Genomic DNA, 15,314 nt, shown 5'->3' on the forward strand with positions numbered 1-15,314 from the left:
TCCCTATGCAACTGTCTTTGGATTACCGTTAGCGTTGTATGGATTTTTAGCTTACGTCAGCATGATCGGGTTTGCGATCTCGCCCTTGCTAGTCAATCCCGAAAAAGATAAAACGTTGCGCTCAAAACTCGAAAACTGGACAGGGTTGCTTCTATTTATGGGTGCAACGGCGATGGTAATTTTTAGCGGCTACTTAATGTATCTGATTGCATTCGAGATCAAAGCCGTTTGCGTTTACTGTGTGGGTTCTGCTTTACTATCATTTAGTTTGTTTGTGTTGTCGATCGTCGGTCGTGATTGGCAAGATCTAGGACAACTCTTTTTCAGTGGAATTGTCGTCGCAATGGTTGTCTTAATTGGAACGATGGGCGTTTATGCAGGAGTGAAGAATCCTGAAATTGCCGATCGTGCCATTCCTGGAGAAGCAGGTTTACCGATTACGACTTCATCGGGTGCGGCTGAACTGGCGTTAGCGACTCATCTCAAACAGGTGGGAGCGAAAATGTATGGCGCATTTTGGTGTCCTCACTGTCATGACCAGAAACAGCTTTTTGGCAAAGAAGCATTTAAACAGATTGATTACGTCGAATGCGATCCGAAAGGGAAAAATCCGCAGCCTGATGTTTGTCAAGCAGAAGGTGTGAAAGGATATCCAACCTGGAAAGTAAATGGTCAGACGGTTTCTGGAACACAATCTTTAGAAGAACTGGCACGGCTGTCAGGCTATCAAGGCGCACGGAATTTTCAGAACGTAAAGCCATCGCCTCAGTGAGAACATTGAATACTCTAAACACACCTCAAGCTCAGCAGCAAAAGATAAAACGCCTCTGGTGGGTGCTTGGGTTACGCAGTGGGCTTTTTCTGGTCGAACTAGGAACCGGACTTTGGAGCAATAGTCTTTCGCTGTTAGCAGGATCAGGGCATCTATTCTCAGATTTGATTACGCTAGGAGTCACGCTACTAGCGACTTGGTTCACACAACGCCGCACTGCAACCCAAACTGCAATCAGCCAAAATAGACGGCTCGAAGCTGGAATTGCTTTGCTCAATGGAGTGAGTTTAGCGATCGTTGCGATCCTTCTCGGACGAGAAGCGATCGAGCATTTACAAAGCCCTGAACCAGTACTGGGCTTACCATTACTCGGCGCAGCAGGACTAAGTTTGATCATCAACGGTTTGAGTGTTTATCTATTGCACAATGATCATCATCACGATCTGAATTTACGCGGTGTGTTCTTGCATGGGGTCGCGGATGCGGCAAGTTCCATCGGGGTAATGGTCGCAGCTTTAGCGGTGTATTTCTTCAATTGGGTTTGGGTCGATGCTGCGATCAGTTTACTTGTTGTCTTGCTAATTTGCCTTAGCACGATTTCTTTGGTAGGAGATAGTTTACGAGTTTTGAGGGGTCGCTCTTGATGGACGTTGCCGTCTACGTCGAATACTAGACCCAACCAGTAGACCCACAGCAATCAGACTCGTGAAATAAACTAATCCGGTCAATCGAACTTGAAGCGGGGGTGCGACTCCTTCAACGTCGATCGTTTGCTCAACTTGGAAAGGTTGGAACTTCCGAACCGCATCAGAACTAGGGGAAATTTCCACCTCGACTTTGTGCGGCGCACCATCAAAAAATTGCTGCTGCCAGCTAAATTGTCCAGCAGTTCGCCCTTCATAAGCAAAAGCAATCCAGTTATTTTCAAGTTGAGTTGCTGTCACCTTTAGCTTTACATCTGAGACAGGCTGCTTAGTTTGAGCATCAATGACATTCACTTGCAATCGAGCAGGCTGACCGACGATCGCGCTTTTGTCTCCAGTTAATCGCATCTCAAGTCCTTGAACTTGTTTGACGGCTGGAGCATCTGATTTCGGGGCAGATTCAGTCATGTGTGACATTGGCATCGACATCTCGGACTGAGCCATTTCTGCGCTGACGTTGACATATAGAAGCGCTGCGATCGCAACTATCACCGCTCCACTCAGCAATAATCGAACTCGCTGTGGCGCAATTTCTCCAGGCTGAATCGATTGCCGTCCACCGATAATCCAGCCACCGACTAAGCCAACTGCAAGTAAGACAGCAGCTAAAATCGCGAAATTCCGGTACTTAATCCAGTTCTCAGGAATCGAGAGCGTTAGAGTTTGCTGAAAAGGGGTGAAAGCATTGGTGCTTTGTGGAGTCACATCGACCAATAATTGGTAAGTTCCGCGAATTGGAAAGGTCTGCTGAAGCTGCAATTTGCCTTGAGGCGAGATCGCATCAATGTCGAGTAGCTTTGTGCCTTCCACGATCGGGAAGTCGGTTGTAAACCAGGGAGTTTTAGACGGTGTGAGAATCTGTACGCGGATTTTGGCATTGGTCAAAGGTTGCCCCGCTGCATCAACCGCTTCAAGCGTCAGACGTGCAGGCGGTTCGTTGATCTCTGCTTCTGCCTCAAATGGAACGAGTTGATTGAGTGGCGGATCAGTCGTGAGGCGAATCGTCGATCGTGGAGTTTGAGAAAATCCCATCACTCCATAGAACATCAAACTCATTAGGCAGATCGCGCTAATGAACGCAGAAAGCTTTAATTTTGGCATTACGACCTCACAAGTGTTATTAGTGACAAGAAACCATCAACGTGTGATGTCGAAGCGAATGTACCTTGTCGTGAGCCGCTGGATAAGTCGTAAAGTAAATCGTCCAGAGAATTAAAGCACAGAGCGAAACGTAAAGCGTCGATTGTACGGGCGTAGAAAGCGTGAAACGAACAGCTTGTTGAGAAAAAGACGGATTCGATCGAGTAATCATTCTGTACCTCGCAGATGAATAGGAACCTTGAGAAATCGGCGGGCATCCTGGCTGATCAATCTGAAATTGACTTACAGTTGCGGGACAGCGTTGGACTTGCACCAAACTTTCCCCTTTACTTCTGACGGCTGCTTCCCATCAGAACCGATCGTGTTTGTCACTTTACCGCGTTTTTGACGATCGCCTCGCTTTTTTAACCATTTTTACGGTGGACGATTGCGATCGCTCCTATCTCTCTCAAAGGGCAAGCCGCCATCTCCATCATTCAACTCTTTAGAAGCATGAAACTCGATCGCGCTGTACTTATATTTTCAAGCAGTGCCGTTAAAAAATGAAAGAAAAATGAAAGGCTTTGACTTGAGATGGTACTGTTAAAAAATGAAAGAAAAATGAAAGGCTCAATTTATGTCACTTTCTGAACATCGCCCTAGTTTGCCAGAGGTGCATCGCAGCATTCCAGTTCCAAACGCTAAAGGTTTTTGGCGTAAATTATTAGCCTTTGCGGGACCAGGGTATCTCGTTTCCGTTGGCTATATGGACCCTGGCAACTGGGCAACTGACATCGCAGGCGGTTCAAAATTTGGCTACACGCTGTTGAGCGTCGTTTTACTCTCAAACTTGATGGCGATTTTGCTGCAATCGCTTTGTGTGCGGTTAGGAGTCGCAACGGGAAAGGATTTAGCTCAAGCGTGTCGAGACTACTTTTCTCCTCGAATCAGCTTTGTTCTCTGGGTGTTGTGTGAGATTGCGATCGCGGCCTGCGATTTAGCCGAATTGCTTGGAAGTGCGATCGCGCTTCAACTTCTATTTGGATTGCCTTTGCTTTGGGGCGTATGTATCACGGCATTCGATGTTTTGGCGCTGCTCTTCCTACAAGGCAAAGGCTTTCGATATGTGGAAGGGTTAATTATTCTATTAGTTGCAACCGTTGGGATTTGCTTCGGTGCAGAAATTCTGTTTTCTCGTCCTGATGTCGGTGGAATCTTACAAGGCTATATGCCAAATCGTGAAATTCTGCGGAATCCTCAAATGCTTTATTTAGCGGTCGGGATTCTTGGCGCTACGGTAATGCCACACAATTTGTATCTTCATTCTTCGATCGTTCAAACCCGCAATTGGCAATCGACTCCAAAGAAGCGTTGGGAAGCCATTAAGTTTGGAACCATTGATTCAACCGTTGCCCTTTCGTTTGCGTTGTTCATCAATAGCGCGATTTTGATTGTTGCTGCCGCAACCTTTCACAGTTCTGGAAATCAGGATGTTGCAGAAATTCAAGATGCCTACCAACTTCTTTCACCGTTATTAGGGGTCAGTGCTGCGAGTGCTATTTTTGGGGTTGCATTACTGGCTTCTGGACAAAGTTCGACTTTGACTGCAACGCTGGCGGGTCAGATCGTGATGGAAGGCTTTCTACAAATCAAGCTGCCACCGTGGGTACGCCGTTTAGCCACTCGCTTGATTGCGATTATTCCAGCTTTGATCGCGATCGTCTTTTTCGGTGAACAGAGTACTGGCGGATTATTAGTTTTTAGCCAAGTCATTCTCAGTTTACAGCTATCGTTTGCGGTGATTCCGCTGGTGATGTTTACCAGCGATCGCAAACTAATGGGCGAGTTTGTCAATCCGCGTTGGCTTAAAGTTACAGCCTGGGCAGTTGCAATTCTAATTGCCGGATTAAACGCTTGGTTATTGATTCAAACCGTAGCGAACTGGATACAGTAATCTTTGTGGTAATTGCTACCTCAGTAGGGTTTCACGCGAATCATTTAAGTTTTAACCAGCCGGAATCAATATTTCATCCTGATTTCATCTTCGAGTGAAACGATAGAAGTAAGCTTCTCGATTGAACTGAGCGATCTGAATTACAGTCTTAATTTATGGGATGTGAGTGCAGGTTACGCCTAATTCAAACAGAATTTTACTCTGATGAAATATGAAAATTGCCTGTGTATCTATCTATGACCCCAAGCGGGAGAAAGATTTTGGCGTTTACACCCATCACTGGATTCCAACGCTCGAATCGCAGTTTGAATCCGTTGACTACATTCACAACTTCAGGCATCCGCTGACCTATCCGACGATCGTTGCGAGAGCAGTCTACTATAAAAAACTGTTAAAGAAGTACTACAGCCCTCGTACTGATGCGATTTTGGTTCGGGATCAAGGACGACAACTTAGCCGCAAACTCTCGAAACTGAACATCGACGCAGTTCTGAGTTTAGAAAGTCCAGCGGCACAACCGATCGCCTACGTTGACACAGACAAGCCGATCGTCTTTTGGGAGTCTGGCACATTTGCGGCACTGGTCGATTTCTACCCGTACTACCGCAGAAGTACCATGTGCGATCGAACCTTCGAGGATGGTCTAGCAAACGAGAAATCTGCCCTCGAACGCTGTCGGTTGGCGGTGTATCATTCCGAATGGGCAGCACAAAGCGCGATTCAAACTTACGGCATTGATCCCCAAAAGATCAGAATTGTTGCACCTGGCGGGAATTTTGAATCGAATTTCTCGATCGACGATGTAGATGCCGTAATTAATGCAAGACCGAGCGATCGCTGTAAGCTCCTCTTCCTTGGAGTCGATTGGGAGCGCAAAGGTGGAGCTTTAGCCGTACAGGTTGCACAACAGCTAAATGATGCAGGACTGCCAACTGAGTTATCGATCGTTGGTTGCGATCCCCCAGCAGATGAACCCATCCCCGACTTTGTAAAGCCACTCGGATTTATCTACAAGTGGAGTCCAGAAGGGCGTGAGAAGATGGTGAAACTACTATCTGAGTCACATTTTCTGATCTTGCCGACGATCGCAGATTGTTTCCCACTCGTATTTGGCGAAGTGAGCGCATTCGGACTACCCTCACTCAGCACAAAAGTTGGCGGCGTTCCCTATGCTATCAAAGACGATTGGAATGGGAAAACCTTTGCGCTAGAAGCCAACGCGGATGAGTACTGTGCTTACATCATGAACTTATTCATGAACTATCAAGCTTATAAGGAGTTAGCACGATCGACCTTTCAGGAACATGAGACTCGCCTGAATTGGCGAGTCGCAACGAAAATGGTGAAGCAACTGATATCAGAGCTTGTCTAACCGATCAGTTTCATCGGAATTAGCCAGTTCTGATGTTTGAGAAATAGAATCATCGCAATGCTCAGAATCCAGCCGAGTAGGGTTAGTTGAAGGGGGCGATCGCTCAGTAGAATCTCTTCGGGTCGCTCTGCTTGGTCTTCTGAGCGAGGTTCACTCAGGTATTGATAGCGGAACACGCCATACAGCACAAACGGAACAGTTAAGAGCATCCAAGCCGTTGTTGCCCCGCGCACTTGCTGTCCTGAACTCCAGAGCGTGTAAGCCATTACAGTCCCAACAGTAACTAAATTCTCCATCCGTTTGAGTAAATCGATCGAATAAAATTGCAGCACTGATCGCGTCTGTCGGGTTGATTTTCGCAGTTCTGCTTTACGTTTTTCAATTGCCAGAAACAGCGCTAACATTCCGGTGCAGATCAAGAACCAAGGAGAGAGAATAACGAAAGTACTCGCGGCTCCAGCAAATGCGCGAAGGATGAACCCACCTGCGATCGCAAAAATATCGAGAATCACAACGCGCTTGAGTTTGAGATTGTACGCAACTTGAAGCAAAGCATAAGCCACAATCGCACCTCCCAAGCCTCGACTATGCGACCAGCCGATAATCAACGAAATTGAGATCAATACGATCGCGCTTAAGACCGCCAATGGAACCGAAACAAATCCTGATGCTATCGGGCGATGACGTTTAACTGGATGCAGTCGATCCGCTTTGATGTCAATCACATCATTGAGCAAGTAGAAGCTACTAGAGACACAGCAGAAGAGAATGAAAGCGAGAGAGCTTCCTGCGACCGCATCAACTTGCACCCGAAACGCAAACAATGGAGCCGCAAATACAATCAGATTCTTTGTCCATTGGCGAGGGCGTAAAGCTGTGAGAAAAGCAGTCCCCCAAGCAAGAGAATAGACTTTCATAAGTTACTTTGAAACGTGACGATAAAGGTAACGGGGATAGTCGAGTGTGTAGTGTTTGGGTAGCGTTCTTAGTGCTTGAAAGCGGGTTCCGAGATCTGCTTCTAGCTTGTAGTTCTGCTGTAAAAAGCTCAGCCGCCCGTCTTGCTCTAAAGGAAGATTGTGAAGTAAGTAAGCCTTTCCTTTCGGTTGCACCACAGATTGAAGCAACTTTTCTAGAGGTGGATGTTTTGTTGGGTCTGAGTTTTTTCCTCGTACCAAGTCATCCAATGGAACCCAATGCAATGAAGGTGAGAATACTTTCTGGTCTTGAAGCTGCCCAATCCACGGCGCGTAGACTGTTCCGGGTAGCGTCTTGAGATAGCTCACAAAGTCTTGATAGACAGTTTGACTTTGCCCAGACACGATAACAGACATCGGATTGTAAGCAAACAAAGCAAATGAGAGAGCGATCGCAAAAAAGTGCAGCCCGAATTGTTTCAATCGCGGCATCATGCGATCAAGTGCCATCACTCCGACCACAATGAACCAAGTTCCCATCGGAATGTAGACGTTATTGTTAGAACCTGGTGTCATGGTTGCTAGAATTCCGCTCAGTCCTGCGATCGGGAACATAAAGTACCAAATGTTATGCCGGAGTTTCTGAACTTGGGTGAGAACGACGATCAAACTCACTCCTGCCAAGACTGGATAAGAGAATAGAATCAGCTTGAGAAAACGAATCACTTCCCAATACTGAATTTCGACCCATTGACGCGGAACTGTCCAAGTAAAGTAGTGAAAGCGGCTACCCAAGACCCAATCAGGCATTGCAGCATAAAGTCCTGCTCCCAGTCCACCTGAAATCATCCAATAAGCCCAAGCCTTTCTGAAACCACTGCGCCAAGTCAAGAAAATCAGCGCTGCGATCGCAAAAATCGCTCCCTGTTGCTTAAACCAGAATGCAGCAACAAACATTAACATCGCAAAGCATTCGATCATCCAGTTTCTGGATCGATCAATCAGGTAGCAACCCAGTAAAATCGAGAACAACAGCAGCGATTCTGCATGAGCATTATCGAGATAGGTATCCATCACGCGGTATGCTGCTGCAAACAGTCCTACCGCAATCATTCCCCACCAATTTGACTGAATTTGCCGACGAACTGCTAAGAAAATAACAATGCCTGCACCTGCCATTCCTAGAATTGCAACAAGCCGCATGGTAAACAGATTTGCACCAAAGACGATCGCAAACGGAACGGTCAACACATAAGAAAGCGGATTATAAGCTAATGCAACAAAATCAGATGAGGGTTCTGGATAGAGAGGAAGTCCTTGCATTAGTCGCTGGAGATGCTGAACTCGCAGCAGTTCCATTGCTTCGAGATTCAACGGAAAATTGATGTGATTGAACCACAAGAAGACAATGAACAGAATTTGCGCGATTGCATATCCAGCCAATATTGCGCGGATCAAATTCGTGGAAATTGAGTATCCTGCTTTCTTACTAAAAAGGTAAACAAGCGCGGCGATCGCTATCAGAATTAATAAATTAGAGCGAATAGCACTATCCGGTGTAGGTATGCTACCAAGCGAAAGATAGGGAATCATCAGTTTCTCAAGTCGATCGTAAATTCAGTCAGATGAATATCTGAACTGTTGACTGATTCACGAAACCGAGCCTACTCAACGAAAATCAGAAAAACTGTAAGGAGCGTACTATCTTGAGCCGTTTAATTTAAGCATAATCGATCAAAATGAAATCATGATGAAATTAATTTCAAACATGGTTTTAGCTGCGTAAATTTCTAAGTGGGAATTGAACTGTAAATCGGCTACCTCGACCTAATTGGCTTTGAACTTGAATCTTTCCGTGATGCGCTTCTACAATGGCTTGCGCGATCGCCAGTCCCAGTCCTGCACCGCCTGTATGCCGAGAGCGATCCGAACTGACGCGGTAAAAGCGATCGAACACACGCGCCTGATTTTCTGCATCAATTCCAATTCCCGTGTCTTGCACTTGAATCAGTGCATTCTGATCTTCAGTCAATAATCGAACTGTTACTGTTCCTTCTGAAGGAGTGTACTGAATCGCGTTTGTGATTAAGTTCGTGACAAGCCGATAAAGCTGCTCCTCGTCGCCCATTATCTTCACGATTTGCTGGTCATTTAGTTCTAATTGCAATGTGACGCGAGCCGAGAGCGAAAGGGCTGCTAACTCTTCGACTAGATCCTGCACAATATCATTGAGACAGACGACCTGCCGCTTGATCGGAAAGACCTTGAGATCCATACGGGATAACATGAGTAAGTCTTGCACAAGTTGAGACAGCCTTGCGTTTTGCCGTTCGATCGTTTGAAGTGTTCCTTGTGCTTCAGATAAGCTCAGTGGCGTTGCACCCAGTGTTGCTTCGACATTCGCCTGAATTGCTGCAAGCGGTGTTCTCAATTCATGAGCAGCATCGGCGGTAAACTGTTGAATTTGTTGATAAGAGTCATACACCGGACGCATGGCGATTCCTGCAAGTCCCCAGCTTGCTGCACCAATCACCAGAATCGCGATCGGCATTCCGAACAAAAAGAAGATTTTGAGGGATTGAAGATGCTCATCATAACCTTCGAGCGATCGCCCTAGCTGCAAATATCCCCAAGGCTGTCCGCTTGCTGTTTTTAATAACAGCGAAACCTGATGATAGCGCTGTCCCTGGTTATCGACTACCGTTCGCCAAGGCTGGGTTTGAACTTGAGGTGTGACTTGCGGGGGTGTGTTAACGGTTCCCAAGCGTTGCAACGAGAGATCAAGAAACTGAACATAGTATAAATCTTGGGTACTCACGCCTAACACATGAACGTGCGATGACGGCGGTGGCGTTTTGCATAATGTTTGACGGCGGCATAGACCTGGCAAAATCTGCTCTACATGATCGCTGAGTTCTCCAGGCTTGTCTAAAACTGGCTCTAAACTATCATGCAGCGTTCCAGCTAATGTTTCGATTTCACCGTCGATCGCTTTCCAATGTGCCTGTGCTAAATGTAAGTAGACCGCGATCCCGCACCCGCCCAAAATCAGCCCCATCACGCCCGCATACCAGGTTGCCAGCTTCAGACGAGTTCGATTAAACAGTTGACTGCGGTGCATGAGATTGAACGAGTACTGGTCAAATCATAGCTTGATTCTGATGTGAAGGTTGCGAATACGATAATCAGGGTTGAAGACAAAGCTGGAGTTTCACTTCAAAGCTCATGCAGGAGAAAAAGCGTGAAACCTTGGAACATTGGGCTTCACGCTGCATATGGTACATTGCTAGAACTGCACAAGCACCTGAAACAGCCTAGCTGTTCCTAATCTCGATGCTATCAACGCAAAATGAAATTACGATGAAATAGTGCTGGCTTAGAATGAACAGTAAAGACATAATTCAACGTCTACAACAAACAAGATCGCTGTAGTAACTGGAATACCACTCGACTGTTTTTGCGAGTCCCTGATCTAGAGAAATTTTCGGCTGCCATCCGAGCTTTTGGGCTGAAGCTTCAATATTGGCGGTGCGAACTTGTTCCATGGGTCGATCGGGCAATGCTCCAAACAAAGGGCGAATGCTAGGATCAACTAACTGATTGATGCGCTGCACAACGCTAGAAATAGATGTTAACGTCCCCGATCCCAATTCAAACACTTCGCCTTCTACTCCTGGAGTCTGTGCTGCTGCGATCAGACCTTCAACGACATCCTCGACATAAATCCAATCGATCTGACGTTGACCGCTACCGATCTGCGGGGCTTCTCCCTTGAGTAAAGAAAGTGTGACGTGGGGAATCAACTTCTTAAAATCCATTTGTGCTGGACCGTATACCAGAAACGGGCGCGTTCTGACGATCGGTAACTGATACAAATGCTGAAACATTTGAGCATAAGCACTGCTTGCCCATTTTGCTGCCGCGTAAGGTGAAGACGGAATTGAGTCTTCGCCTGCGTCTGGTTCTTCTAATGACCCCACTAGCACAATTCGCCGACCCCCAAATTCAGCCATCAGTGTCAGCAAGTTTACCGTACTGACTAAGTTCCCCTGCAACGTTGAGACGACTGTATCAATGCCGCGTGTTCCAGTGACATGACCTGCTAAATGAAAAATCACATCGGGTTTAACCTGAATGATGATTCGCCGCATATCATCAAAGCTAGCAACGTCTCCCTGCAACCATTGAATAATTGAGTCAGACTCTCGCTGAACACGGGAAACGCCATAGATTTCGGTTTGGTATTGTTGAAGCTTTTGGCAGAGATGATGACCGATAAAACCACTTGCTCCAGTCACTAGAACCTTTGCACCTGAGAAAGGAATCGATAAAGCAGACATAGGAAGACTTAAAATTTTGTTTTTGGAATTAATACACGATCGATAAAGAAGATAAAAGCATGATCGGCTCGATTCAGAGTCTCTGAAATACGATCGCAACTAAGCTAACTCCGAGTTGTTCCCATAGTTCTTAGTTTAGAAGGTCAAGATGAAAACTAGATGAAATTTAGAAAGTAAAAGGATTCACGATTTTGCTTGTATATAAAACAGCTACAAGCGAAGTCACTTTCACTGCATCAGTCCAAATAAGTAAAAATTAGCGCTTGATCAAACGTTAATTTTGCACAGCAATATTTAAACGATAGCCAAGTCCATAAACAGTCTCGATCGCATCATTCACGCCTTGATCTGCCAACTTACGACGCAGTAACCGCATTTGGGCGGCAACGACATTGCTCGCAGATTCTGAATTTACTGTCCACAGATGATTCCGAATTTGCTCAGTGTTCACAATCTGATTCGCGTGTTTCATCAAATATTCCAGTAGCTGAAATTCCTTCGCGGTCAGAATCACTTTTGTCGCACTCGTTTGTGGATGTAATACTAAGCTAGATGAACCGTAATCGAGCATGAGAGAACCGACTTGAAGATTTTGGGGTTGAAACTGAGGCGATCGACGTTGTAGGGCGCGTAATCGGGCAAGCAGTTCGACCATGCCAAAGGGTTTGACCAGGTAATCATCGGCTCCCGCATCGAGTCCGGTGACGCGATCGTTCAAACTATCCCGCGCCGTTAACATCAATACGGGAAGCGAACTGCCTTCCGCGCGAAGCCGTTTACATAGCTCAATTCCAGACAGTCCCGGCAGCATCCAATCAATCACGGCAACCGTATACTGTGTTTGGGGCTGCGTCAGATAGCTCCAAGCTTCCTTGCCGTCTTGTATCCAATCGACGATGTAGCGATTTCGAGTGAGCGTTTTCTCGATCGCACGTCCTAAATCGGGTTCATCTTCAACCAGCAGAATCCGCATCGCCTTAATTATTTGTAGGTTTGAATTCGCGCTGTGCCTAGAGGAATTTCTTCAGCCGTCCCCACTGTTTTACCATAGATTGAAAATTGCCAAGCACGTCCGATTAAATCAGAAGTTCTAACGTTGTTCAGGTCGATTTCGAGTGTTTCTCCAGCGGCGACAGGTGGGTTAAACGCGATCGTGACTCCTTTCTCACTCGATGAGGAATTTGCATTAATTGCTTTTCCAGTAGCATCGGTCACTGTGGCTTGACCAAACCGAATTTGTGCGGGTGCATTCTCAGGAACTTCTACACGGATTTCAGATAAAGGAACGTTTCTGACTTGAACACCGATATGATAAGTTGCACGGGTAACTTTAACTCGATTCGGATAGGCAGCACTATGAATCACAGTCTTTTCTTTTGAGATCGGTATTTGTGCTAGTGCAGAGGAAATAGTAGCGGTCAGCAATACTGTGACTGCCGATATTAGAGTGAATCGTTGCATCTGTGTTCTCCTAACTCGATCGTAGAAACTCGAAGGCTTCTGTTTTCTAACATGGCACTTGAAAATGAAATGAGGATGAAATGAAGAGATGTGAGAGTCCGATTTGTAAAGAAAAAGCCTGAATTCGTGCATTCAGGCGTAACTTCGGGCAATACCACCTCTGCCAAGTTGCGTCACTTCACGGCATCTAGACAAATTACTACTAACTACTGCGCTCTTCTCTGACAAGCTAGCAAGGCTGCAAACGCTCTTTGTGCCATCGCTCCAGCCGTAACAGGTTTAAGCTGACACGCTTCGCGGGCGGATTCTGTGACTGTCGATCGCTGTTCCACTAAAATTTGCGAACTGTTCGAGCTAGGCGGTTGAGGCGCAGGCAGTTCTCCGTCTCGATTATGCTGTTGAATGACTTCCAATCGTCGCGTCGCTGCTTCTCCAGTAGTTCCATTCTGGGGGACAGGCTCTTTCGCGTAAGCCGCAGAACTCACCGAAGCGATCGCTAAAGCAAACGCAGTTCTAAAAATCAATGCTTTCATCACCATACCCCAAAATAATTGTGTCTAAAGTAGCAGTGCTTAGATCGTGTTTATCACTTTGCTACTAATTGTTTTAGTCCTATTGTTATGCTGACAGGTAATGATGAAACTACGATGAAAAGGATCAGAGATTTTGTCTTCCCAAAAAAGCTGTTGGTAACAAGAATTATGTTTTACCTAAATCGTGGACGTTGCTTTATTCACTCTAAAGTTGAAAATAGTTGTCGTATGCTAAATCGCTGGCTCAATTTACCAGAATGGAACATTGGCATTTTCTCATTTCTGCTGAATTTCGTTTGGGAAATTCAACAAATGCCGTTTTATCAAATTCCGGCTGAGTTCTCTCATTCAGAGATGATCAACAACTGTACGCTTGCGACCGTTGGGGATATTGGGATTTCGGTCGCAGCTTTTTGGGCAGTTGCAGCGATCGCAAAATCCCGTCAGTGGTTTCATCAACCGAGTCGCTGGCAGATTAGCGGCTTTATCCTAGTCGGTGTTGTAATTACGCTTATCTTTGAAGCTTTGGCAACCGGAGTGCTTAACAAATGGCAATATAGTACTCTGATGCCGACACTTCCATTCCTGGGAACTGGACTGCTGCCGCTACTTCAGTGGGCGCTACTTCCGCCGATCGTAATCTGGTTTGTCAAGCGTCAGCTTTCTAATGTTAGACGTGGACGCTTGAGCAAAATTCCCACTTAGCCTGATTTCATTCTCTAAATGACAAAGTGTTCGGCTTGTAAAATTTGATAGAGACTAATTTTTGGCTCAACTAGGCAGGTATGACCACTGTGCGGCAGGACAACCACCTGAGCGGTAGGGAAAATCTTGCTCAGGCGCTGAGCTTCTGAAACAGACGGCAGCAATCGATCTGCCTGACTCGCAATCAGCAAAACAGGATGAGAGAAACAACGGAGGTGAGATTCATCGATCCGGAACTCGCTTAATTGCGATAGACGGTACTCAGCCGTTTTCTTTGGCGCAGATTGGGCGGCTTTCCAGAGAATTTGCAGCCTTGCAAGCGGAATGCGGGTCAGCGCAGAGGTTAGCCACAGAATGACGATTGGAGAAAGCTTATAAAGCACTGGCGGTATCCAAGCCAGCAGTCGCGAACTTCGATTCAGCCAGACGACTCGATGAAACGAAGAAGCAGAGTTGACCAAAATCAACCGTTTGAAGAGGTAGGGAGCGCGTTCGATCAATTTCAAGGCAAGACACCCTCCTAATGATTCACCACAGAGATAAACGGTCTGTTGCAATGATTTTTCTAGCTCGACTTGAATTAATGCGATCGTGCTTTCTGTCAGTTGCTCCCAGGTCATGAAATTGTTCGGTGGAATCACGAGACACCGAACATCGAAGTCTGCCTCCAAGCTTTTGGTTTCGAGGGAAAGTAACTCTTTGCCCGTCTCATCCATTCCAGGCAAAAATACCATCAATGGAAGGTTTGGGCTTGAGCGATGAGGAATCAGGAAATGGAGATCACTGCTAAATTCAATCATCTAGTTTTGATATTACTCAAGTCAGGGCGATCGAAAAAGCTTCGTCTTTGATGCGGTTTGCAGCATTAAGAAACCTTACACCTACAGCAGAAGTTGACACCCGCAAATCAAAAACACCTGCAAAGTTAGCATTCCGATGAAAGTGTCACTCTACAGATGTTTTGGGAACAGATAGATCTAGTCATCGTTGCCCTACTGCTTAAAGGTATAGCGAGCGTTTACTTTTTCGCTACCAATCTCAGACTGAACGGCTACTTTATATTCCCCTGCCGCAACGGTGGGCAATTTGGCGGTGTAATGCTTTCCATCCGCATCGTAAGACATTGGGACAGATTGCTGACTGCCATCAGGAAGTTGCACTTGTGCCGTGACTTTTGCATTCGGAATTGTCTCGTGATTATCTCCCTTCTGCACATAAAGGTCGAGGTGAGTGGCATCTGCCTGTTTCTCTGGCATCAGTTCTAGATGGTAAGCACCGGACTCAACAACAATTCCGCCTGCGGATTTATTCTCAGGCTTGGCGGCTGTAGGTGATTGCGCTGCGGGTGAACTTGCAACAGGGCTGTTTGCTGGCGCACTCGCTTGATTGCCGCCACACGCACCGAGAAAGAGCAGGCTTGCACTACCTGTCACGAGTAAAAGGGATTTGAGCGTTTTCATTGTTATCTCCTGAATTGTT

General features: G+C 46.3%; 16 protein-coding genes and 1 riboswitch. Of the genes, 5 read left to right on the plus strand and 11 right to left on the minus strand.

What is annotated here, in order from left to right; genetic code table 11:
* Together NIES2104_RS27340 and NIES2104_RS27345 are read left to right on the plus strand one after the other, a co-directional pair.
* The coding region (locus NIES2104_RS27340; protein WP_059002105.1) for a vitamin K epoxide reductase family protein at positions 1-772 on the plus strand (772 nt) is incomplete at its 5' end.
* A complete protein-coding gene (locus NIES2104_RS27345) occupies positions 769-1,416 on the plus strand; it encodes a cation diffusion facilitator family transporter (protein ID WP_225895327.1) in 648 nt (215 codons plus the stop codon). The genes NIES2104_RS27340 and NIES2104_RS27345, both read left to right, overlap by 4 nt.
* Here NIES2104_RS27345 and NIES2104_RS27350 read toward each other — a convergent pair.
* Both NIES2104_RS27350 and NIES2104_RS27355 read right to left on the minus strand, forming a co-directional pair.
* Complete coding sequence (locus NIES2104_RS27350; RefSeq protein WP_059002106.1) at positions 1,390-2,577, minus strand: hypothetical protein; 1,188 nt, start codon at positions 2,575-2,577, stop codon at positions 1,390-1,392. The two genes, NIES2104_RS27345 and NIES2104_RS27350, sit on opposite strands and share 27 nt — an antisense overlap.
* Before the next feature lie 19 nt (positions 2,578-2,596).
* Positions 2,597-2,788: a CbtB-domain containing protein gene (locus NIES2104_RS27355; protein WP_059002356.1), complete on the minus strand. Its 192-nt coding sequence runs from the start codon at positions 2,786-2,788 to the stop codon at positions 2,597-2,599.
* 19 nt (positions 2,789-2,807) lie between these two features.
* Positions 2,808-2,952: riboswitch (cobalamin riboswitch) on the minus strand.
* A gap of 241 nt (positions 2,953-3,193) precedes the next feature.
* Here NIES2104_RS27355 and NIES2104_RS27360 point away from each other — a divergent pair.
* Entirely contained in the window at positions 3,194-4,510 is a 1,317-nt protein-coding gene (locus NIES2104_RS27360) for an Nramp family divalent metal transporter (protein WP_059002107.1), read from the plus strand.
* 211 nt (positions 4,511-4,721) lie between these two features.
* A complete protein-coding gene (locus tag NIES2104_RS27365) occupies positions 4,722-5,882 on the plus strand; it encodes a glycosyltransferase family 4 protein (RefSeq protein ID WP_059002108.1) in 1,161 nt (386 codons plus the stop codon).
* On the opposite strand, the gene NIES2104_RS27370 is transcribed toward NIES2104_RS27365, so the two are convergent.
* From NIES2104_RS27370 to NIES2104_RS27400, 7 genes are all read right to left on the minus strand, one after another.
* Positions 5,879-6,799, minus strand: a complete 921-nt coding sequence (locus NIES2104_RS27370) for a decaprenyl-phosphate phosphoribosyltransferase (RefSeq protein ID WP_059002109.1) — start codon at positions 6,797-6,799, stop codon at positions 5,879-5,881. The genes NIES2104_RS27365 and NIES2104_RS27370 overlap by 4 nt on opposite strands.
* A 3-nt stretch (positions 6,800-6,802) precedes the next feature.
* Positions 6,803-8,389 (minus strand): glycosyltransferase family 39 protein, encoded by a 1,587-nt coding sequence (locus NIES2104_RS27375; RefSeq protein ID WP_059002110.1) that lies wholly within the window; start codon positions 8,387-8,389, stop codon positions 6,803-6,805.
* 181 nt (positions 8,390-8,570) lie between these two features.
* Complete coding sequence (gene rppB, locus NIES2104_RS27380) at positions 8,571-9,917, minus strand: two-component system sensor histidine kinase RppB (protein WP_059002111.1); 1,347 nt, start codon at positions 9,915-9,917, stop codon at positions 8,571-8,573.
* Positions 9,918-10,197: 280 nt separating this feature from the next.
* A complete protein-coding gene (locus tag NIES2104_RS27385) occupies positions 10,198-11,136 on the minus strand; it encodes an NAD(P)-dependent oxidoreductase (protein WP_082690151.1) in 939 nt (312 codons plus the stop codon).
* Positions 11,137-11,410: 274 nt separating this feature from the next.
* Positions 11,411-12,109 carry a two-component system response regulator RppA gene (rppA, locus tag NIES2104_RS27390; protein ID WP_059002112.1) on the minus strand — a complete coding sequence of 233 codons (699 nt, stop codon included), beginning with the start codon at positions 12,107-12,109 and terminating at the stop codon, positions 11,411-11,413.
* An 8-nt stretch (positions 12,110-12,117) separates the two neighbouring features.
* The gene (locus NIES2104_RS27395) at positions 12,118-12,597 is read right to left on the minus strand and encodes a DUF2808 domain-containing protein (protein ID WP_059002113.1); all 480 of its coding nucleotides are present in this window, start codon (positions 12,595-12,597) and stop codon (positions 12,118-12,120) included.
* A gap of 206 nt (positions 12,598-12,803) precedes the next feature.
* A complete protein-coding gene (locus tag NIES2104_RS27400; protein ID WP_156427115.1) occupies positions 12,804-13,130 on the minus strand; it encodes a hypothetical protein in 327 nt (108 codons plus the stop codon).
* Positions 13,131-13,358: 228 nt separating this feature from the next.
* Here NIES2104_RS27400 and NIES2104_RS27405 point away from each other — a divergent pair, with 228 nt between their 5' ends.
* Positions 13,359-13,835: a hypothetical protein gene (locus NIES2104_RS27405; protein WP_059002115.1), complete on the plus strand. Its 477-nt coding sequence runs from the start codon at positions 13,359-13,361 to the stop codon at positions 13,833-13,835.
* Positions 13,836-13,849: 14 nt separating this feature from the next.
* Here NIES2104_RS27405 and NIES2104_RS27410 read toward each other — a convergent pair whose 3' ends face one another.
* Entirely contained in the window at positions 13,850-14,635 is a 786-nt protein-coding gene (locus tag NIES2104_RS27410) for an alpha/beta fold hydrolase (protein WP_059002116.1), read from the minus strand.
* Between the two features lie 192 nt (positions 14,636-14,827).
* Positions 14,828-15,295: a hypothetical protein gene (locus NIES2104_RS27415; protein ID WP_059002117.1), complete on the minus strand. Its 468-nt coding sequence runs from the start codon at positions 15,293-15,295 to the stop codon at positions 14,828-14,830.
* Positions 15,296-15,314: the final 19 nt, after the last annotated feature.

It is taken from the genome of Leptolyngbya sp. NIES-2104 (genome assembly GCF_001485215.1).
Taxonomy (GTDB): Bacteria; Cyanobacteriota; Cyanobacteriia; order Leptolyngbyales; family Leptolyngbyaceae; genus Leptolyngbya.